This window comes from Flavipsychrobacter stenotrophus, from assembly GCF_002954265.1.
Taxonomy (GTDB): Bacteria; Bacteroidota; Bacteroidia; order Chitinophagales; family Chitinophagaceae; genus Flavipsychrobacter; species Flavipsychrobacter stenotrophus.
Map to the genome: position 1 here is coordinate 29,963 of NZ_PPSL01000004.1, position 21,264 is coordinate 51,226.

General features: G+C 44.3%; 21 protein-coding genes. 12 read left to right on the top strand and 9 right to left on the bottom strand.

Going from position 1 to position 21,264, the window contains the following annotated elements; genetic code table 11:
- Positions 1-60: 60 nt before the first annotated feature.
- The 6 genes from CJD36_RS14570 (at position 61) to CJD36_RS14595 (ending at position 6,781) form a co-directional block, all read left to right on the top strand.
- A complete protein-coding gene (locus tag CJD36_RS14570; protein ID WP_105039934.1) occupies positions 61-1,155 on the top strand; it encodes a hypothetical protein in 1,095 nt (364 codons plus the stop codon).
- Between the two features lie 56 nt (positions 1,156-1,211).
- Entirely contained in the window at positions 1,212-1,736 is a 525-nt protein-coding gene (locus CJD36_RS14575) for a DUF1697 domain-containing protein (RefSeq protein WP_105039935.1), read from the top strand.
- A gap of 202 nt (positions 1,737-1,938) precedes the next feature.
- A complete protein-coding gene (gene guaB / locus CJD36_RS14580) occupies positions 1,939-3,408 on the top strand; it encodes an IMP dehydrogenase (RefSeq protein ID WP_105039936.1) in 1,470 nt (489 codons plus the stop codon).
- Between the two features lie 297 nt (positions 3,409-3,705).
- The gene (locus CJD36_RS14585; protein WP_105039937.1) at positions 3,706-4,317 is read left to right on the top strand and encodes a hypothetical protein; all 612 of its coding nucleotides are present in this window, start codon (positions 3,706-3,708) and stop codon (positions 4,315-4,317) included.
- Between the two features lie 74 nt (positions 4,318-4,391).
- Complete coding sequence (locus CJD36_RS14590) at positions 4,392-5,405, top strand: Gfo/Idh/MocA family protein (protein WP_105039938.1); 1,014 nt, start codon at positions 4,392-4,394, stop codon at positions 5,403-5,405.
- A 236-nt stretch (positions 5,406-5,641) separates the two neighbouring features.
- On the top strand, positions 5,642-6,781 hold the full coding sequence (locus tag CJD36_RS14595; RefSeq protein ID WP_105039939.1) for an NAD(P)/FAD-dependent oxidoreductase: 1,140 nt from the start codon (positions 5,642-5,644) through the stop codon (positions 6,779-6,781).
- 99 nt (positions 6,782-6,880) lie between these two features.
- On the opposite strand, the gene CJD36_RS14600 is transcribed toward CJD36_RS14595, so the two are convergent.
- The 3 genes from CJD36_RS14600 to pyrE form a co-directional block, all read right to left on the bottom strand.
- Positions 6,881-7,441 (bottom strand): Maf family protein, encoded by a 561-nt coding sequence (locus CJD36_RS14600; protein WP_240609358.1) that lies wholly within the window; start codon positions 7,439-7,441, stop codon positions 6,881-6,883.
- A complete protein-coding gene (locus CJD36_RS14605) occupies positions 7,438-8,388 on the bottom strand; it encodes a geranylgeranylglycerol-phosphate geranylgeranyltransferase (RefSeq protein ID WP_105039941.1) in 951 nt (316 codons plus the stop codon). Before CJD36_RS14605 ends, CJD36_RS14600 begins: the two co-directional genes overlap by 4 nt.
- Positions 8,389-8,633: 245 nt before the next feature.
- Positions 8,634-9,311 carry an orotate phosphoribosyltransferase gene (gene pyrE, locus CJD36_RS14610; protein ID WP_240609359.1) on the bottom strand — a complete coding sequence of 226 codons (678 nt, stop codon included), beginning with the start codon at positions 9,309-9,311 and terminating at the stop codon, positions 8,634-8,636.
- Here pyrE and CJD36_RS14615 point away from each other — a divergent pair.
- Positions 9,310-9,945, top strand: a complete 636-nt coding sequence (locus CJD36_RS14615) for an NUDIX hydrolase (protein WP_105039942.1) — start codon at positions 9,310-9,312, stop codon at positions 9,943-9,945. The genes pyrE and CJD36_RS14615 overlap by 2 nt on opposite strands.
- 241 nt (positions 9,946-10,186) lie before the next feature.
- Here the strand turns inward: CJD36_RS14615 and CJD36_RS14620 are convergent, their stop codons facing one another.
- The 3 genes from CJD36_RS14620 to CJD36_RS14630 are packed head-to-tail and all read right to left on the bottom strand — an operon-like array spanning position 10,187 to position 11,826.
- Positions 10,187-10,633: a hypothetical protein gene (locus CJD36_RS14620; RefSeq protein WP_105039943.1), complete on the bottom strand. Its 447-nt coding sequence runs from the start codon at positions 10,631-10,633 to the stop codon at positions 10,187-10,189.
- Positions 10,634-10,690: 57 nt separating this feature from the next.
- Positions 10,691-11,212, bottom strand: coding sequence for a hypothetical protein (locus CJD36_RS14625; protein ID WP_105039944.1), 522 nt, complete (start codon positions 11,210-11,212; stop codon positions 10,691-10,693).
- Positions 11,213-11,265: 53 nt separating this feature from the next.
- A complete protein-coding gene (locus CJD36_RS14630) occupies positions 11,266-11,826 on the bottom strand; it encodes an RNA polymerase sigma factor (protein WP_240609360.1) in 561 nt (186 codons plus the stop codon).
- Positions 11,827-11,943: 117 nt separating this feature from the next.
- Here CJD36_RS14630 and CJD36_RS14635 point away from each other — a divergent pair, with 117 nt between their 5' ends.
- Complete coding sequence (locus tag CJD36_RS14635; protein WP_105039945.1) at positions 11,944-12,366, top strand: hypothetical protein; 423 nt, start codon at positions 11,944-11,946, stop codon at positions 12,364-12,366.
- Between the two features lie 55 nt (positions 12,367-12,421).
- Here CJD36_RS14635 and CJD36_RS14640 read toward each other — a convergent pair whose 3' ends face one another.
- The 3 genes from CJD36_RS14640 to CJD36_RS14650 are packed head-to-tail and all read right to left on the bottom strand — an operon-like array spanning position 12,422 to position 13,933.
- Positions 12,422-13,405, bottom strand: coding sequence for a type II toxin-antitoxin system HipA family toxin (locus CJD36_RS14640; protein WP_105039946.1), 984 nt, complete (start codon positions 13,403-13,405; stop codon positions 12,422-12,424).
- Positions 13,395-13,724, bottom strand: a complete 330-nt coding sequence (locus tag CJD36_RS14645) for a HipA N-terminal domain-containing protein (RefSeq protein WP_105039947.1) — start codon at positions 13,722-13,724, stop codon at positions 13,395-13,397. Before CJD36_RS14645 ends, CJD36_RS14640 begins: the two co-directional genes overlap by 11 nt.
- Positions 13,724-13,933 carry a helix-turn-helix domain-containing protein gene (locus CJD36_RS14650; RefSeq protein ID WP_205685619.1) on the bottom strand — a complete coding sequence of 70 codons (210 nt, stop codon included), beginning with the start codon at positions 13,931-13,933 and terminating at the stop codon, positions 13,724-13,726. Before CJD36_RS14650 ends, CJD36_RS14645 begins: the two co-directional genes overlap by 1 nt.
- 151 nt (positions 13,934-14,084) lie before the next feature.
- Between CJD36_RS14650 and CJD36_RS14655 the strand changes: the two genes are divergently transcribed.
- The 4 genes from CJD36_RS14655 to CJD36_RS14670 all read left to right on the top strand — a co-directional run bounded on the left by CJD36_RS14655 (position 14,085) and on the right by CJD36_RS14670 (position 21,227).
- Positions 14,085-14,801 carry a carboxypeptidase-like regulatory domain-containing protein gene (locus tag CJD36_RS14655; protein ID WP_117601802.1) on the top strand — a complete coding sequence of 239 codons (717 nt, stop codon included), beginning with the start codon at positions 14,085-14,087 and terminating at the stop codon, positions 14,799-14,801.
- 862 nt (positions 14,802-15,663) lie between these two features.
- Entirely contained in the window at positions 15,664-18,555 is a 2,892-nt protein-coding gene (locus CJD36_RS14660; protein ID WP_105039949.1) for a PKD domain-containing protein, read from the top strand.
- Positions 18,556-18,987: 432 nt separating this feature from the next.
- On the top strand, positions 18,988-20,334 hold the full coding sequence (locus CJD36_RS14665) for an MFS transporter (RefSeq protein WP_105039950.1): 1,347 nt from the start codon (positions 18,988-18,990) through the stop codon (positions 20,332-20,334).
- 32 nt (positions 20,335-20,366) lie between these two features.
- A complete protein-coding gene (locus CJD36_RS14670; RefSeq protein WP_105039951.1) occupies positions 20,367-21,227 on the top strand; it encodes an MBL fold metallo-hydrolase in 861 nt (286 codons plus the stop codon).
- The last annotated feature ends 37 nt before the right edge of the window (positions 21,228-21,264 follow it).

A 21,264-nucleotide genomic window follows, 5' to 3' on the forward strand; every position in this document is an offset into this window, starting at 1 on the left:
TTTTTAGGTTTGTGCTTGGGTTTTAGCTGAAATATTAATATCTTTTGACAAGACTGATTTATGAAGAATAAACTATCGGCAAGTCACTTTATCAGGTATTGGTTGTTATTGCCAATTTTCTTTGTGTATTCGGGTGTTTTTGCTCAGCACTTTACCGATACAATCCATACAGACTATCGGGCCTTTAAAGGAAAACTCATAGTACTCAATGAATGCCACAACGTGGCTTCAAACGATAAGGTATATGAGCACATTGTAAGACAGATAGCAGCAGGTGCCAACACTGGAGATACATTGAACCTGGTATTGGAGATGCCTTACAGTAACGCTTGTCTGCTAAACAAATACTTGCAGGGAGATACACACCCAATACCCTGGAATTTGCGAAAATATATAGAGGCATTAAAGGGGCTGAAAACGCCGCTGCGCATTATTGGGGTAGATTTTGAATATGACCTGGGTGGAAGAGCGAGGTACTATCTGCCGTTTGTGAACAGGATAATAGAGGAGTTAAAGATGGGCAACATACCCGGCCAGCCGCTTATGGATTACTTAGCGGCGCTAAGGCGCGATACCATATGGGTGCAACCGGACAAAAATGAACTGATCTCATTTTACACTGAAGAGCAAAAGAAGACAGTGGTGGGCAGCGCGGCGTACACCACACTTCGCGACTTACTTTTTGTATTGGCCGCGGAACACAATATCAGTTCACATGGGCATAGAGATAATGTTGCTTACCGTAGGTTTATTGAAGCACAGAAAAAAGGGATCGTGAGATTTTCAAATAGCTATAATGTGCTGATATATGGCTCTGTCCATACCGACCCCTCAAACAGGCACAACATTTATAGCAACTTCAGGTATAGGCGATCGTCTCCATTTAAGGACAACGTATATAGCATAGCACAGGTGTATATAGATTGTAAAAGCACAGGTGATTATTTTGAACAGAAATTAAGAACAGTCAGTGCTTCGATACTGAACGGCAAAAAGAAGAATGATGATAATTTGTTAGCCTATGTCAGAGAGCGCTACGCCACACAGTCATTCAATAGTGTACAATGCGTCAAGGACATAGGTGGTTTTTCTGTCATTGAACCTTATAAGCCGCACATCATATCCTGGTTTATACATTGGATGGTGGAGGAATAGCAGATATAAAAACACATTGATTACCTGTTTTCATAATAGCAACCTATTTTTACAGTATGAAGCGTTACGTAGCATTTTTAAGAGGCATCAATGTCAGCGGTAAGAAACTGATAAAGATGGAGGTGTTGAAAGGCATATTTGTAGACTATGAATACAAAAATGTGGTTACCTATATACAGAGTGGTAATGTGATATTTGACGCCGATCCGGCTAAGGCCGCTGACCTGCGGGCCAACATAGAAAAGATGCTGGAAAAAGAACTGGGTTTTGAGGTTGTAACTATTGTAAGGTCGGTAGACGAGATAAAACGTGCAATTGGCAATAATCCATTTAAAGAGATTGATGGCGACAAGAAATTATACATAACATACATGTCTGATAATCCTGCTAAGGAGAACGTTGCCGCCTTGGACAGTGCATTAGCATTTGGTGAAGAGCTGCATGTACGCGGTAAAGAACTATTCTTTGTTACCCAGATGTATGGCAATACTAAACTCTCTAACACGTTCATTGAAAAGAAATTGAACCTGGACGCCACTACGCGCAATATGGCCACTACCAAAAAGGTGATTACGCTGTAAAAGCAAAAAGGCGGCACGTGCGTAGAGACGCAATGTCACCCTGAGTTTTATCGAAGGGTTGCGTCTCCACATAACATGAGCCACCGGGCGTATTTCTTTTGGAACTCAGCACAAAACCACCCCAAAAAACTCCCGCAGATACCCCATGTGTTAATAAATTATCAATGTTTTCGTTTTTTTAAAATTTGAATTACCTTTGCGCATGGCAATAAAATCTAAGTTTTATGGCGAAGGACTTACGTTTGACGATGTACTCCTGATGCCTGCTTACTCCGAAGTACTCCCGCGCGAAGTAAACATCTCCACCAATCTCACAAAAGACATTAAGATCAACATTCCAATGATCTCTGCGGCTATGGACACCGTAACAGAGGCTCAGTTGGCTATAGGTCTTGCCCGCGAGGGCGGTTTGGGTATTCTGCACAAGAATATGAGTATCGAACAGCAGGCCGACCAGGTGCGCAAAGTAAAGCGTTCTGAGAATGGGTTGATCGTTGACCCGATAACCCTTATGCCTGATGCGACCGTGGGAGATGCCATAAAGATCATGAAGGACAACCGCATAGGTGGTATTCCTATTGTAGATAAGAATCACATTCTGGTAGGTATACTCACTAATCGCGATCTGCGTTTTGAAAAAGATACCAAGAAAAAGGTGAGTGAGGTAATGACCAAAGATCGCCTGGTAACAGCACCGCTGGGTACTGATATGCTTAAAGCAGAAGGTATACTGGAACAGTACAAAATAGAAAAACTACCAATAGTTGATAAGAAGAATAAGCTGATTGGCTTGATCACTTTTCGCGATACGCTACAGTTGAAGAGCCACCCTAATGCAGCTAAAGACACAATGGGCCGCTTACTGGCCGGTGCCGCAATTGGTATTACCGAGGATATACTGGATAGGGTAGAAGCTTTGAAAAATGCAGGCGTTGATGTGATTACTTTAGATAGCGCTCATGGTCACTCTAAGGGTGTAATTGATGCAGTGAAGAAAGTAAAGAAAGCATTTAAGAATATTCCTATCATAGCAGGTAATGTGGCTACAGCAGCCGGTGCAAAAGCATTGGCCGATGCAGGTGCCGATGGCGTGAAAGTAGGTGTGGGACCAGGTTCTATCTGCACTACCCGTGTAGTAACAGGTGCCGGTGCACCGCAGCTTACAGCTATTGTTGAAGCGGCTCAGGCATTAAAGAAAACAGGTGTTCCTGTTATTGCCGATGGTGGTATCCGCTATACGGGTGATATGGTCAAGGCTATTGCGGCAGGTGCATCATGCATCATGGCCGGCTCTATCTTCGCTGGTACAGAAGAAAGTCCGGGAGAAACGATCATCTATGAAGGCCGTAAATTCAAGTCTTACCGTGGTATGGGTTCTGTAGAAGCCATGCAGGAAGGATCAAAAGATCGTTACTTCCAGGATATGGAGGCCGATATAAAGAAGCTGGTTCCGGAAGGTATTGTTGGTCGTGTACCTTACAAAGGCTATCTCAGCGAAGTAGTGCAGCAGTTTGTAGGCGGTCTGCGTGCTGGTATGGGCTATTGCGGTGCAAAAGACATAGCCACTTTACAGACAGAATCTCAGTTTGTTCGTATCACAGCAGCAAGTATGGCAGAAAGCCATCCTCACGATGTGGTGATCACCAAAGAAGCACCGAATTATAGTCGTTAATAACTAATTCAATAAAATTACCAAGAGCCTATCTTTTATCAGATAGGCTCTTGGAATGAAAGGACTTAACCACCAAATAATGTCATGGTGAGCCGCAAGCACACCCGAATGTCATGGTGAAGCTCTCGAACCACGACATTCGCATCAGGACGTATTCGTTTTGTAGCACCAATAACACACTCTCCTCCTTTTGAAGGAGGAATACCTCAATGTTCCGCTCCTTGAGCGGAACATTGAGGGGAGGTGGCTAAATATATAAGGAACTACCGCCCTTAACCGGGCATCAGAAGAAAAAAAATGGAATACAAACTACAACTGGTAGACGAAAAAGTAAAACAGCAGCAGGTAACTGCACTGCACCTCATCACATCCCTGGCTTTCCTGGGTGCGGGTGCTATCATTTTTGTCTACAACTACGTGATCACTTATTGGGGATTAGCATTGTTGATCATTGCACTGGGGCTGCTTGTTCTTACTATAGCCAAAAACAAAATGGTGACCTCTCCGGCCAACAACACAAAACTGCGCATAGCAGAGTTGATCATTGCGCTGGCTCTGTTAGGCTATTCGATCTCTCAGCAGTGGCGTTTTCCAATGGGTATGTTTGCTGTGCTGAGTGCCGTGCTGGCTTTCTCGCTTTTTTGGGAACGTAAAGCCAATGCAGCACAGTTCGTAATTGTCAGCGAAGAAGGTATAGATATTCCGGCTGGCGTAAGAAAGAAGCTGTTGGAATGGGCAGGAGTGGAAGAGGTATTATGGAGGTATGGCACCTTATCTATTGACTGTACCGACAATCATCTCTATCAGTGGAATGTATTGCCGGCCACATTCGGTCAGGATGCATTTGAAGCCTTTTGTAAAGCACAGGTAGCAGCCAACATGGATAAGCGACCTAAAAATGATTGGTAGGCGGGAGCAATATTCTTTCTACAAAAGGGTTATTATTGCATCTTCATTTTTGACCATCTGCATAAATACCGACTTTGAATAACATCATCCGTTTCGCAATAATAGGTTTTGGAAATATTGGCCGTCGTCATGCCGAGCATATCCTGCACAATGCAGATACCATGCTTGTTGCGGTATGCGATACCAATGTGTCTGTTGCGGATCGGGTGCCCGAAGGTGTTCCTTTTTATACATCTCTGGACACAATGTTGCAGCAGGGAGATATAGATGTACTATGCGTTTGTACGCCCAACTATCTGCACGAACAGCATACCATAGCCGGCTTGCAGGCAGGTCTGCACACGGTTGTAGAAAAGCCAATGGCACTAAGCGTTGCTGAGTGCGACAGGATGATAGCAGCCGCAGAAGAGGCTGGTAAGACCATATTTGCAGTAAAGCAAAATAGGTACAATCCACCTGTGCAGGAGGTAAAGAAACTAATGGCTGAAAGCAAACTAGGCAAAGTATACATGATGCAGGTCAACTGCTTCTGGAACCGTGGCGATGCCTATTATTCAGAAAGCGACTGGCGCGGAAAGAAACAAAAAGATGGCGGTTGCCTGTTCACACAGTTTAGCCACTTTGTAGATATTCTCTATTACCTCAATGGCAGTATGCAGCAGTCCGAAGGGCTGATACACAATTACGCTCATCAGCACAATACTGAAGTAGAAGATGCCGGTAGTTTTGTAATGCGCTCTGCAAATGATGCCATTGTTAACTTCAACTTTACCACCTGTGCATACCAGAAAAATATGGAAGGATCAATAACCATATTCGCAGAAAAAGGTACGGTGAAGATAGGAGGGCAATACCTCAATACGATAGAATACCAGCAGCTGGAAGGTGCAGCACTTCCCGAGATCAACATCAGTGCCAAGAACAACGACTATGGACTGTATCAGGGCTCAATGAGCAACCACGATAAGATGATACAAAATGTAGTTGACGTACTCAACAGCGGCCAACCCATTATGACCACTGCCGAAGAAGGCCGCGAAGTAGTCCGCATCATCGAACAGATGTATGCAGGTGCAGCTAATAAATGATATTCAGGGAAGTAAAATATTTTCAAACGATACTTTGGTAGAGACGCATAATTGCGTCTCCACAGCAGGTGGGCGCATCAACCTGCCGATTGTTATGTTGAGCCTGAGTTTATACTGAGCTTGTCGAAATGCCGAGCCATCACATCCGCACCCGACTTAATCGTTTTGGAAAGCAGAATATTCCTCCTCACAATTAACGCCTCAACGCCGTATATTTACAACCAAACAATTCATCAATGTTCAGCTACTGGGAGCAGGAGAGTTTCACACGTTACGACCACATAGTTATCGGGGCCGGCATCGTTGGCCTGAGCATGGCGATAGAACTTAAAGATAAGTTCCCGGCAACGCGAGTATTGGTATTGGAACGCGGCTTACTCCCAACAGGTGCCAGCACCCGCAACGCCGGTTTTGCATGCATGGGTAGCGCTACCGAACTGCTCGATGATCTGCAGCATACTACAGAAACTGAAGCAGTTGAACTTTTTGAATGGCGCAAAAAAGGATTAGAACTTTTAAGGAAACGATTGGGCGACAGTAACATAGGCTACAGAGAAAATGGCAGCTATGAACTGATCAGCACCGACGAACTGGAAGCGCTTGATAAACTCGAATACCTCAACCAACTTCTTCTGCCGATTACCGGCAAACCTGCATTCAGATTGGCTAACGACAAGGTGGGTGAATTCGGCTTTTCAAAAGACTACACAAAAGCCCTCATAGAAAATAACTGCGAAGGAGAACTGCATAGTGGCATGATGATGCGTGCACTCACTGATATGGCCATCAGCAAAGGCATAGAAATTAAGACGGGTGCTGACGTTATAAAATTTGATGATCTCGACACCAGGGTAGAGGTATTGCTTCGCGATCCATTCCGAAATGAAACATCGGTACTGCACTGCGATAAACTATTCATCTGCACGAATGCCTTTACCAAACAATTACTACCCGATGTTGATGTAGTACCAGGTCGCGGACAAGTGGTGATAACCCACCCGGTACCCGGACTTAAATTTAAAGGCATCTATCATTTTGATAAAGGGTATTATTACTTCCGTGAGATCGATGGTAGAGTGCTGCTCGGCGGTGGCCGCAACCTCGATTTTAAAACAGAGAACACCACCGACTTCGCGCTCAATGAAATGATACAAGCCGACCTTGTACAAAAGCTCTATGACATTATCCTGCCATCTACTCCCTTCACCATAGATCGCCGCTGGACAGGCATCATGGCCTTCGGAGCTAATAAATTTCCGATCGTTAAAGCCTTCTCACCTCGCGTCTTCGGCGCCTTCCGTATGGGCGGCATGGGAGTAGCATTGGGCAGTGAGGCGGCAAGGAGGCTGGTGGAGATAGTGGCTGAAGGAGATTGATTTTTACAATTTTATTTTGAATAACGAAGTAACTGAGAAGCCCTGAAAGGGCTATCAATGTTAGCCCGGGGTTTTAACCCCGGGGAGGTGAATGTCTATCTAAAACTCCCTTTCCAACACCTCCAGTACACTACCTATAGGCAAGCCCATTACATTATAATAATCTCCGTTTATTTGCTCTATGCCTGTCACGCCAATCCATTCCTGAATGGCATATGCACCTGCTTTATCAAACGGCTTATAGTTGCTCACATAATGCTCAATTTGTGCTGTGCTCAGCTTACGGAAATACACCTCTGTAGTAATAGAAAAACTTTGCTCCTTATCATCCTTTCTTATGCAAACACCCGTCACCACCGTATGCATCCTGCCGGATAACCTGGAAAGCATATCAACAGCATTGGCGGCATCAGTTGGTTTGTTCAGTATATCATCGTCCAGTAGTACAACAGTATCAGCTGCTATCACTATCGCACCAACGGCTTTATGTGCAATTGCATCAGCTTTCTTCTTGGCCAGGTACACAGGTAATTCCTTGCCCGGCATGCCAACCGGCGGCGTTTCATCAACATCAGCAATGATCACCTCAAACTGTAGTTCAGCCATTTCCATAAGCTGTTTTCTGCGTGGCGATTGCGACGCCAATATTATTTTATTCACTGGATATTCTGTGTTGTAAAGTTGTAAACAATAAGCGATGCAATGCCCGCGAGCATTATGAACTTCAGCCATTTGCTGGCGCTATGGTAATGCGGTATTGTGTTTTTTCGTGAAAGATATATGCACCACCACAATATTGGGGCAACGATAAAAAGAAGAGTGTAATAGCCCAAATACGAGTAGTAATGTTTACTGAGGTAATAGGTAATTATTGCGAGCGCTATCACTGTTGTTACACCAAGCGTCTGTGCAAACCTTGCTGAAAACTGTAGTCCCTTCTTTATCGGCATTGTCATGCAACCCTCGGCTGCGTCACCCTTATAATCTTCCATATCCTTCACTATCTCGCGCATCCAGGTGAGCATGAACGCAAAGAACGCAAAGCCGGCAAACATCCATTGAGGATCAATGGCGGGCATTAAGAAGCTCGTCATTGGTGGAGGTGTTGGAAAGTGCATTCGTAGTGCTGGTTCATAAACCAATAGTACAATTACCGTAAGCGCGGTCAATAAGGCTATCACAAGATTCCCTGTCATGTACTGTCGCTTAAAGTGCGTCGAGTAGAACCAAAGCAGTATGATGGATAGACATTGAACCCACATCCACTCAAAATGATGACTATTAAAGGCAATGCCACCAGCCAATGCTAATCCCGCAATATTTAGTACCACATGTGCAATTATTGCCGTACGGAGAGGAATACGTTTCTCTAAAATTACTTTTTCAGGACGGTTGATGATGTCTATCTTGATATCGAAATAGTCGTTAATTATATATCCTGCCGCAGCAATAAGTATTGTAGATCCGGATATAAAAAGAAAGTCGACCATTCGGTATATACCCCATGTATTACGACTGTCGTATATAAGGCAATACCAAACCAACAACTGTGTCAGAAACACAATCAGCAGGTTCTTATAGCGTATCAACCTCAGCCAGTTCATCATTAAATTAAAGGTCAAAAGTGAAAACCTAAAAGTGGCATAATTAATAGCAGAATGATGGTCTCGGGTATTCAATTTTCGAGACAAAGGATTTAACCCGGGTCTACCCGTTTATATCCATCCGTTCGTAGAGACGCAAGATTTTGCGTCTCCAGAGAAGTTGTTTTCGTGCACAAAAAGGCGGTCATTACGTAAAACTGCATCTACCCTCTTTGAGCCATTAAGCTATTCCTCAATTGAGCCATTTATTACTTGTTCCAGTTCCCCGGGTCCACTCTCCACTGCTCCAATGTTACCTTTTCCTCAGGTTTGAACAAGCCCTTTTCTTCCGCTACTTCCATCAATGCCTGGTAGTTGCTTATGGTAAACAATGGTACATTAGCTTTAGCAAAAGCTTCATCAGCCACCGGGAAACCGTAAGTGAACAACGCACACATGCCTATCACATCGGCACCTTCTGCACGCAACACATCTACTACCTGCAGGCTGCTCTTGCCTGTAGATACCAAGTCCTCTATGATCACTACCTTCTGGCCCGGAGTCAATACACCCTCTATCTGGTTGCCCATGCCATGCTCTTTCGGTTTCGCACGCACGTAGATGAAAGGTAATTTCAGCAGATCAGCCGCCATCACACCATGTGGTATACCCGCTGTGGCAACACCTGCTATCACTTCGGCGTCCGGAAAATGTTCCAATACCATATTGGCAAGTTCGCTCTTTACAAAATCACGTACATAAGGAAAAGATAATGTCTTACGGTTGTCGCAATACACCGGCGAATGCCAGCCCGATGCCCATGTATATGGTTTTTGTAGGTTCATTTGCAAAGCCTTAATTTGCATCAGTTTCTCGGCAAAATGTTTAGATGTGCTCATAGCTGTCAAACCTACGCCAAAAGCACAAACCTGCAAAAATACTACCATGAATTTTATACAAAAACTCTACTACAGCGATAAACCCATCGTCCTAACCAACAACCTGCAGGCCTGTATTACAGATAATCCAGAAATGAGCGAATACAAAGTTTTTCATGGCTTAAGTGGCGTACATTTCTCAGAAGCGCTCGATCACCTGCATCAGAAAAACAACAGGGGCGCCATCATAGAAGAACAATCTTCAGGCGCACTTATGGAGCACATCGATAACTTCTTCAAGGTCATTAAAGCGGGTGGGGGACTGGTGTATAACGCCGAAGGCAAAGTGCTGATGATCTTCCGACGTGGTAAATGGGATTTGCCCAAAGGCAAGCTGGACAAAGGCGAAACCATAGAAGAATGTGCGCGGCGCGAAGTAATTGAGGAAACAGGCATAAAGCAACTCACGCTGGGCAGCCATCTTACAGAAACCTGGCACCTATATACCGATCGTGGCCGTAACCTGGTCAAGCATAGCATCTGGTACACAATGACATCTACAGATACCGAGCCATTAAAACCACAGGCCGAAGAAGACATTATGGAAGCCCGCTGGACAGACACGAAAGATCTGGCACCAATGATGGATAATTCCTACCGTGCCATTAAAGACGTATTACAGGCTGCTAAGATTAGTTGGTAGAACATAGAAATGAATATCACAACTCTGGTAGAGACGTATAATTGCGTCTCCAATGCGGCTGGGCCTAGGTAGCCGCAACTGGTCGAAGCGTCTCGCTTCGTCCTATTCCATGCAAGCGTCCCGCTTGTGGAGAAACTGAGACTACTACTGTCGCGAGAGTTAGCGCAGCGCTCTCGTGACCACTCAGTTTAACGGGTCTCTGACCGCCATAGCGAATGGGAAATTTAGAGAAGCAAACCAACTATCTCGACATCCTTCTCTCTCTCGCCTCTTCCTTCAGCTTCTTCAGCAATATTTGCTTAAACTCCCTTTCCGACATATTCAGGTCAGAAAGCTGTTGCTGACTGATGATCTTTAAAAACCTGTCCTGATACTTTTTCTTGATCAGCAATATCTGTTGCTGGCAATCCAGGTCATCGGCCACATACTGCATGATCACAAAATCCTTTGCATCGGGGTGTGCCTTCGTATACTTTTCCTTATATGGTTTTCTTGCGGTACGTGCTTCTGCTTCATACTCATTATACAGCGGTATGAACTCTCCGGATTGTGTTGCGGAAAGATGAATTCTGTCAGTTATATACGCCATTTTAGCGGCATGTATACGTGCCTTAGCTGCTTCGTCACGCTGGGCATAGGTTGTGCTTACAGTTAAAAGCAGTGCAAGTATGAGTAGTAGATTTTTCATATAATTTTATTTAGACTTAGCTGAGATCTTTCAATTTGAGTTGCTCAGCAGTTTTAGTTATTCCCAACCGGTTTCATTCAGGTAGGCGATAATATCTTTATTGTCAATATTCAGGTCATTAATATTGCCCTCTTTCAAAACCTCATTTACATCCAGCGCATACCTGGTTTGCACATAGCTCTGTAGCTCCGCCTGCGGCACCGATGATAGCATTTGTTCCGGTGCTTCTTTATGCGTAGAGAAAGTAATAAATCCACCTATGCTAATGATCATCGCAAGCATAGCAGCGGTAAGCCATTGTGCGCGAGGTACAAAAACACGTCTGTTGCCTGTCTCTTCTGCTGTAACCTTTGCCATTATCTTCGATGGCAATTGATCAAAATAATCTGCTGGTACGTCGTAAGGCGCATCATGCTTTATTGTAAGCTCTCTATCACCTGCCATCACCGTAGCGGCAGCGTGTTCGGGTAGCTGATTGAAATAACCCTGAGGCACGGCATAGGGCATGCTGCGCGGCATATCCGCCAGCATGCTGTTCAATTCCTTAAGCTCATCCTTTATGTTATTGTGGTTATTCATTGCATTTATAAGACATTCGTTACATTCAATAGTTTAATCTCTTTGTAGAATTATTACCCTTCCAGCAGCTTGGCTTCTACTTTCTTTACTGCGTGGTGATAAGATGCTTTGAGTGCTCCGGCCGATGTACCCAACAACTCCGACATCTGCTCGTAGGGCATCTCGTCATAATACCTCAGGTTGAAAACCAGCCTTTGTTTATCGGGTAAAGATAAAATGGCCTGCTGTAGTTTCCACTCTATTTTATGCGGAGAAAAATCCTTTTGAGATGCCAGCTTCTCCGCAAAAAAGTTCTCATCACCCGACAAAGATACCGATGCATGCCGTTTTTGTTGCTCTATCCAGGTAAGGGTCTCATTGGTAGCTATGCGGTAGAGCCAGGTATACAACAGCGCTTCCTCTCTAAACTCTCCCAGGTTCTTCCACACCTTTATAAACACATTCTGCAATATATCATTCGCATCATCATGCACTACCACCATCCTCCGGATATGCCAATACAGCCGCTCCTGGTACTTGCGCACCAGTTGGGTAAAAGACGCCTCCTTTAGTTTTTCATTCTTAAAGGAAACCACCAGCATATGATCGTTCAACCGATCAGTTTCATCCGGCATTGTTGTTCAGCTGTTTGTAAATAGACTGTAGAAAGGTAAGAAAGTTTAAAATGGTCGCAGATGTTTAACTTTGCAACAGTCGGCCTTCTACTGTAAATGTCTTAATTTATATTACTAATGTTTGATGTTTTAGAGAAATATAAAAATTGGGATCACTTCTTTTTTTGTTCTGATAATTCCATGGCAGATGTATGCAATGCTCCAACTGATAATGCAGGGGTATACTTAGTTTATGCGTTAAAGAAAGGAAGGATTGAATTAGTTTATATTGGACGATCAGGAAAACTCAATCGTGATGGCACTCTGTTTATAAGGAAAGGTGGTATCAAAGATAGGCTTGTAAATGGGAAACGTGATGGGATGTTGCGAACAAGGTTCTGGCGTGCTGAGATGATTAATGAAGAAATTGAAGTTCTGGATATATATTGGTATGTCACAGAATCCAAAGGCAAGTTTGATTGTCCTGACCAAGTCGAAGATATATTGTTGAGAAATTATAAGTCTATCTATGGGCAGCGTCCCAAATGGAACCGAACCTAATAAGTGTTGAAATGCTGACAGATTGTATCATTTTATTAATTAGGATGACAATTAATCACGTCGTTTGTTTTATCCTCCCTAACTTTTCAACTGCATTTTTAATGTATATGTTCTTAAGATGCTCCGGTAAAAAACTCTGCTCAACAAGCGCTTCTATTGCATTTTGCTTTGCCCCAAAGCTGTCAATTATCCGTTCCGCTCTTATGGGAATTATGCCCAGTCTTTTAGCCAGTTCCATAAAATTCTCCCTGCCATAGTGCCCATACTTGGAATAATAAGGAGAATCAATATCGCCGGGGTAAAGATCTAAAGCTGTGTCGGCCTCCTGTGGGGTGTGTATTATCGTACTTAACAGATCATACGCCGGAGTTAATTGGTATTCGCCATTATCGTCTCTTATCAGCGAAAAATTCTTCAGGTGGGCGTCGCCATTAGAGATCACATAATTGAACACCACCAGCTGAAAGAACCTTTCCAGAGCGGGCATAGCTGCCGCGACAAATTGTTTGATAAGCACGCCTATTTCTTCATAACTACCGTCATACTTATATGCTTCGCCATGAGTTTGACTAGTTCGGTTTGTGAGCTGTGCGAAATCTTCTTGCTGATATTTTGTACCGTCGTCTTTTACGTCAAATCTCCTGGTTAGGTAGGCGGGTTCACTATCTTTAAATAGTATCAGCCCGTTTTTGGCTGTGCTTATTTTGAATACCTGTTCCGCTATTTGCATGGTCAGGTGTTCGTTTTCAGGAACTTCCTCTATGTTCGCCAGTTGTCTTGCGGGAGGAATGGGTTTCAGAATATACTGTCCTCCTTGTTCACACAGCACAAGGTCGTTTTCTGCTCTACGCAATGAGTATTTTAGTTGTACACCCGATATCGACAACTGTTTCGAGTGCTCCTGATACATAATGATATTATCGGCAGTCGGAGCCGGGAAGTCTAACACAGAGCCTATTTTACTCTTGTCAAACAGCTTCTTTCTACAGGGTGTGCAGTAGCTTTCTTTTACGTCGGTATAACATCCTCTACATTGCATTTTCTTCTTGTTGTATGGTTATTGCGCCTATTGTGTCATGGCCTGCAGTTAATAGCAGTCTTTTAAAATCATCTTTTTCGTCAATTTGGTACAGCCGGCATTGTATGTCCTTATTTACCCCTTCCGATAGCAGCCCGTAGAAGAAGGCAAACATTTTATCTGATCGATATTCCTGTTGGATTTTAGGTAGGGTAAGGCTGATTGGGGGATTGGATTTGCCGGTAAAATAATCATCGTCGTAGCGGAAAATATAGCTTCCTCCTTCAGGCCGCTCCAGCGTACCAGCTTTTAAACCATTATTATAAACTATGCCTTTCATTACTCAACTCTTTTTATATCCACTATTATTTCAAGTCCCAATACCTCAAATATCTTTTGCAACGTATCTAATGAGGCATTGCCCTTCCCTTGTTCTATCAAATAGATGAACTTAGACGATATGCCGGCCATCTCGGCAACATCTTCCTGCTTTAACGTAAGATGGTCTCTCCGCTGTCTTATCAAATTGCCTATTTCAATCTTTGTCATCAGAAATATATTGCTGATTTTTTGTAAAAATAATAATATTATTTTCAAAATCGCTAAAATCAGCAATATATTACTGATAAAATGAGGGTTAATGTTTCCCTAAAATATCCCTAACACATCCACGGTAAAAGTTATATCCTATCTTTAAATCATGTTTCGTTTTTACATTTCCATTTTTCTATTGCTTTTGCAACTCCCGGTTTTCGGACAGGTGGTAGATGGGATTGTGTCGGACAATGTAGGCGGCCAACCCGTGGCTGGCGTAAGTGTTACCAACAGGCGAACAGGTGTTACAGTGGGAACGGATAAGCAAGGCCTTTATGTTATAGACGCTACCGATGAAGATGTACTCGTTTTTCGTCATGTAGCCTATCGCACCTATTACAAAACACTATTCCATGGTGACAATTCGTACAAGAGAATAACATTGGAGCCTGCCACATATAAACTAAGAGATGCCACAGTTTCCCGTACAAAATACCAGCAGGATTCTATTGCCCGGCATGAGATATATGGCCACGAACTCACCCGCCCGCTGGTTCCCAAACCAAAGTTTTATGGCATAGCATGTGTGGGCTGTTTTGGCTGGCTGGCAGATAAGATCACCGGCAACAGTAAACCTGCGAAGCGCTTCAGGGCAAAATTTGCATCTGAAGATGAAATGAAATTTATCGACACCCGCTATACATTCGATGTGGTTACCGCAATGACCGGTATCAGGGATACCGACAGTATGGTCACATTTATCAACGCCTATCCCATGGATTATGGTTTCGCCCGCAATGCCACTTCACTCGAACTTAAAGCCTGGGTGCGCGCTAATTATAAAGAATATCAAAAACAGTTTTTTGTGAAGAAAGAGCAATAACATATCCACATTCCATGGCCTCAGATCCCTTAAATCACACTCCGGCCAACCCATACACCCGAAACAAAAATTGTGAATATCTTCATTTGCTAAAAACACCTTCCCAAACGACCTTTGTAGGCCAATTTTTAAAATCCTCAACTCTATTTTTTACCTTTCCTTAAAAAATAACTATGAAATGTTATCATATTCTACGCTCCTTGTCGAATTGCCAGCTTACTATATTGCCAAATTGAAAATCGGGCACGATCGGGCATGACCAAAAAATCTAACTCATTGAAAAACAACAAACTGCACGGAATCAATGCCCGATTAGAATTTCATTTTCATCGGGCATCACCTTAAGATCACCCGTTGTCGGTCTCAGACCGACAACCATCCGTCCGGTCCTCTTTGAGAAAAACTATTTGGATTTGTAAATCGGTAGTGGGACTACCACTAAAAACTGTCAACTTTTTTCAGGACGATGCAGATATGAGAATCATGAAAATCCTTTAATCCTTTTAATCCTGGTTCCGACAACGCCCATCGGGCACGATCGGGCATAACTCAAAATCACAACCAAATGAATACCAAAACATTACACCAATCCCATGCCCGATTAAAATTTTATTTCCATCGGGCATCATGCAAAAGCGTACTGCTATTCTGTTCATTCTAAAATTCCGGCCATTCTGATTCAGACAAATGCCATCGTGCCAAACATTGCCGAATTGTCGAATTATCGAATTGCCCATTGGCGAATTAAGTCTACACATTACTAATTTTCGCTGTTCTATTTTTATGTCAGACAAACGTTTTACTGCGTAATATCGTCTTATTAAGTAATTTACACACACCTATCTACAAAAGTTTAAATACCATGCGCATTCTTAAATTCATACTTCCTTTTATTTGTATCCTCATGTGGGCAGATAGTGCTTTGGCACAAAATCTCTTGCAGAACGGTACATTCAGTGCTTCCGGTGCTAACTGGATAACCTCGTGTACGAGTATCGAAGCTACGTACTTCGAAACCACTTACGGCGGTACAGTGGGTACTAACAGGGTCGCAGAGGTAGATGATGAGTCGTGTTTTCACCAGGACATCTGCGTTTTGCCCGGTGCCACCTATACATTCGCCATGCAGGCTTCCCGCCGCACATCCGGTAGCCCCAATCCACTAACAACACATATAAATATCATAGGGTTAGATGCGCTTGGCGCAACGGTGGCTACCTACGTTAATATGGACTTTACACGCACAAATACTGTATTTGCACTTACGGCTGTAGCGGGTATCCCTACTATAACTGTACCGGCTGGTTCTGGCGTTATCCGACTCAGGGTTACCCTTACCGACAATACATCTGGTTATTCTACATTGGGTATGATCGTAGATAACCTCAGCCTTACTTTTGCGGCTCCTCCTTCCGTTGTTGCGGCTGCTACTGCATGTCAGAATCACGCTGCCTCATTCAGCGTTTCAGGTGTTTCTGCAGGTTCCGATGTTTTTTATAACTGGACATTCGGTGGCAGTGCTACTCCGGCTACATCTACTTCGGCTACTCCGTCTGTAACCTGGATTACAGCGGGTGCTACTGTGGCTACCGTTCAGTTGGGTAATGGCACCTGTTGGGTAGATACTGTTTCGTATGCGGTAACCGTAAATCCGTCTGCCAGTACAACGCTATTCGATACTATCTGTTTCAACAGCCCAATTACGTTCAATGGTTCGGTGATCAGCACCAGCGGCACTTATCTCGACACATTATCTACTATTTCGGGTTGCGATTCTTTTATTACGCTCAACCTTGTGGTGAAACCACAGCCTGCTGCACCATCTATCACGGGAGATACTTTCTATTGCCAGGGCGAACCATTTGTTCCCTTTTCCGTAACAGGAACGGGTATCCTTTGGTACACCACTCCAACGGGCGGCGTTGGCTCTCCGGCGGCACCGGTTGTACCTACGGGCACGCCGGGTGTATACAATTACTATGCGTCGCAGGTAGTGAATGGCTGTGAGAGCGCCCGCGATTCTATCAAGGTTACTGTAAATCTTACACCGGTTGCGCCTACAGCATCAGGAGCAACATACTGCCAGTATACCGCTACTGTGCCGCTTACAGCCACAGGCACCAATCTGCTCTGGTACACAACACCTACAGGTGGCACCGGTTCTCCTACCGCCCCTACGCCATCCAGCGCCGTAGCAGGCGTATTTACGTGGTATGTAAGCCAGACCAATAATACCTGCGAGGGGCCACGAGCTACAGTTAATGTCACCATTTTTGCTAAACCTCCTGCACCGGTCATTACCAATACGCCTGGCACTTATTGCCCGGGTCAGCCATTCAATAACTGGACTATTGTACTTGGTTCTAACATTCTTTGGTATACAGCAGCAACAGGTGGTGTGGGCTCTGCTACCGCTCCGGTTGTCAATACTTCCGTACCAGGTACGTATACTTTCTGGGCCAGTCAGACGGTCAACGGTTGTGAGGGTGACAGGTCATCGGTAAACGTAGTTGTAAATGGTATTGTTACTGCCAACTTTACGTATAATATCAGGTATGGCTGTCATGGCGATACTGTTTCTTTTACTAACCTGTCTACCGGCGGTGTCAGTTATTCCTGGAATTTCGGTGATGGTACATCCTCTACTGCTTTTAGTCCTACACACGTCTATCCCGTTCAAAATACTTACATAGTTAAATTGTACACGCACAGCTATACCTCTGTAGATAGCAGCGTGCAGAGCATCGATCTCAATCATAAAGACAGTTCAGGATTTACCATCAGTAGTCCATTGATTTGTGAAGGGTCTTCTACCACATTTACTAACGGATCACTACCTGTCGTAGCCTCATACGTCTGGCTGTTCGGCGATGGTGGTACCAGCACTGTTATGAATCCTGCTCATACCTACACCGCCAGTGGCATTTATACTGTGGCGCTTATTGTTACAGATTTTGTGCCTTGTAAGGATACTTCCTATCAGGTAGTAACCGTAGATTCATCTGGGGGAATTGGCCTGAGGGTAACAGATACCCTACTCTGTCGGGGCACATATGTGACTATGACGACCGATTTCCTGGATATTGGTACCGACGTGCTGGTGTGGAATTTTGGTAATGGCGATAGTGCAAAAGATGTGAACCCTGTGGTGTACGCCTACCAGGAGCCGGGTGTATACACATTGACCACTACCGCAAGGTTCAGGGCGTGTCCTACGTTAACAACATCGCGCATCCTTACCGTATTGCCGCAGCCCGTCATTAACCTGGGGCACGATACGACGATATGTGCGGGTAGCGAGGCCGTGTTGCTTAAAGACTGGTTTAACGATGGAGTTGCAGGTATGTCCTGGTTATGGAATACCGGCGAGACCACTTCTTCTATTATCGTAGGTAGTGGTGGTGTATTTCAGGCAACCGTCCGTTTTGGCAACTGCTATGCCTCAGACTCCGTTACGGTCATCAACGATTGTTATGTTGATATCCCCAATGTATTCTCTCCTAATAATGATGGGCTGAACGACTATTTCAATCCCAGAGATTTCTTTGGCAGATCGCTTACCAGTTTTAAGATGGATATATACAATCGTTGGGGAGAGATCATCTTCTCTACCGACAAGCTTACCGGCAAAGGATGGGATGGCAATTACAATGGCGAACCACAAATGCAGGGCGTCTATGTATACACCGTCAAGGCCACCTTCGGCGACGGCCAAAAAATAGAACAGCGCGGTAATTTGACATTGCTAAAGTAAATTACGCACGGTGTCTGTAATGTCCTGTTTGAAATGCGCTATTATCACACTCTCCTCCTTTTGAAGGAGGAGTACCCTCGGAACGAGGGGGAGGTAGTTAACGTGTCGGGACGTATTCGTTTTGTACAGTATCATAATCTAGTTCTACAGTCATCCCGAATGTCATGGTGAGCCGCGCCGAACCACGACATTCGGTATCGGGCCGGTTCACTTTAAGGCCTACGAAGACGTCACTGCGAGGAACGAAGCAGTCTCGCGTCGGGACGTATTCTTTTTCGTATAGAAAGACATAATATTTAGCAAATAAAAACTGCGTAACATGTCTTTGGCACTGCGCTGAACGACATCAAATCCAACATCCCGATTGATCACATTGGGGTCTACCTGCGTGAGATAATCCCCCAAATAACATAAAATCCCTACTTTAGTCCTATGAATACCACAACGGGTGAAATACCTGCAATAACCTCATCTAAACCGGTACAGCGCGCATGGGCTATGTACGACTGGGCCAATTCGGCTTACAACCTGGTTATTACTTCTACTATCTTCCCTATTTATTATGAGGCGGTGACTTCTGTAAAATCCGCAAATGGAGAGGTGTTGAATGATACGGTTTCTTTTTTCGGCATCCAGGTCAAGAACTCTTCCCTGTTCGACTATTCAATATCAGCAGCTTATCTTGTTATTGCTTTCCTGTCTCCCATTCTCTCATCAGTAGCCGACTATAGGGGAAATAAGAAATTCTTTATGCAGTTGTTCTGCTACCTTGGTTCAGCGGCATGCTGCGGTTTGTATTTCTTTAAGCGCGACACTTTGGAACTGGGTATTATCTGCTCTTCTATTGCTGCGCTGGGATACTGCGGTAGTCTAGTGTTTTACAACGCCTATCTGCCGGAGATAGCGCCCGAGAATGAGCGCGACCGGCTTAGTGCACAGGGTTTTTCTTACGGTTATATTGGTAGTGTTATTTTGCAGGTCATCTGCTTCATCTTTGTCCTTAAGCCCGATTGGTTTGGAATAAAGGATGATTCATTTGCACCAAGATTGTCGTTCCTGCTGGTGGGTATATGGTGGTTTGGTTTTGCGCAGATCACATTCTTTAAACTACCCAAAGGTGTTGCGCTGCCTACCCAACCCTCGCATGGCGTGCTGGCTAACGGGTTTATAGAATTGAAAAAGGTGTGGGCACAATTGAAGCAAATGCCTGTGCTAAAGACATACCTGGGCGCATTCTTTTTTTATAGTATGGGTGTGCAAACGGTTATGTTGGCAGCAGCGTTATTCGGTAGCAAGGAGCTGAAACTGGAGCAGGGGCAGCTGATAACTACTATCCTCATTATTCAACTTGTGGCAATAGCTGGTGCTTATTTGATGGCCAAACTGGCGGCTACCTTCGGGAATCTCAAGGTTTTGCTATTTGTGCTGTTCATATGGGTGGGGATATGTGTAGGCGCTTATTTTGTTAAGACCGCTATGGAGTTTTATGTCTTGGCTACAGTGGTGGGTATAGTCATGGGAGGCATACAGTCATTAAGCCGATCTACCTATTCCAAGCTCATGCCAGTCACTCATGACACAGCTTCGTTCTTTAGTTTCTATGATGTTACCGAAAAGCTGGCTATCGTAATAGGAATGATGTCATTCGGTTTTATAGATAGTCTCATGGATATGCGTGCCGCAATTCTGGCCCTGATCACATTTTTTGTGGCGGGGGCATTGATTTTGTATATTGCAATCAGAAGGCAGACTGCACAAAAAATGGCGGTTGGCCACTAACACATAACAAACAGCTCAGAACTTCAATTGATATGAAAGTATATACAATAAATGCCGGCTATTTTAAATTAGATGGTGGTGCAATGCATGGGGTGGTACCCAAAGTAATGTGGAATAAGGCTAATCCCTCAGATGAGAATAACTTGTGCACCTGGGCTATGCGCTGCCTGCTCATAGAGCATGGCAACTACCGCATACTCGTAGATAATGGTATGGGGTACAAGCAAGACGAAAAATTCTTCAGTCACTTCCATCCGCATGGCGACGACAGTATAGAAAAGGGCCTGGCGAAACATGGTTTTACTACCGATGATATAACCGATGTATTCCTTACCCACCTGCACTTCGACCATTGTGGAGGTTCAATAATGAAAGACGCAGAGGGTAAGCTGGTGCCCACCTTTAAGAAAGCAGTATACTGGTCTAACCATAAACATTGGAAAGAAGCCATTAACCCGAACGAACGGGAAAAGGCTTCCTTCCTGAAAGAGAACATATTACCTATAGAGGAGAGTGGTCAGCTAAAGTTTGTTGATGTTGCGGATGGTGCCGAGTGGATGCAGGATATTCGTATCCGCTATTGCCAGGGCCACACAGAATCTATGATGTTGCCGCAGATAAAATATAATGATGCTACAATACTGTTTTGTGCCGATCTATTACCAAGTGTAGCCCACATATCATTGCCATGGGTTATGGCTTATGATATGCGTCCGTTAGATACGCTCAATGAAAAATCACGCATATTGCGCGAAGCCGTGGCTAACGACTGGGTGCTATTCCTGGAGCATGACCCTAAAAACGAATGTTGCATGTTGCAACAGACCGACAAGGGTATTAGACTAAAGAAAACATTTGCTCTTGCAGACCTTGAGACAGAAGTAAAAAAGTAATTGGCCTACCGGATGTGGCGCACCTCAAAGGTGTGCC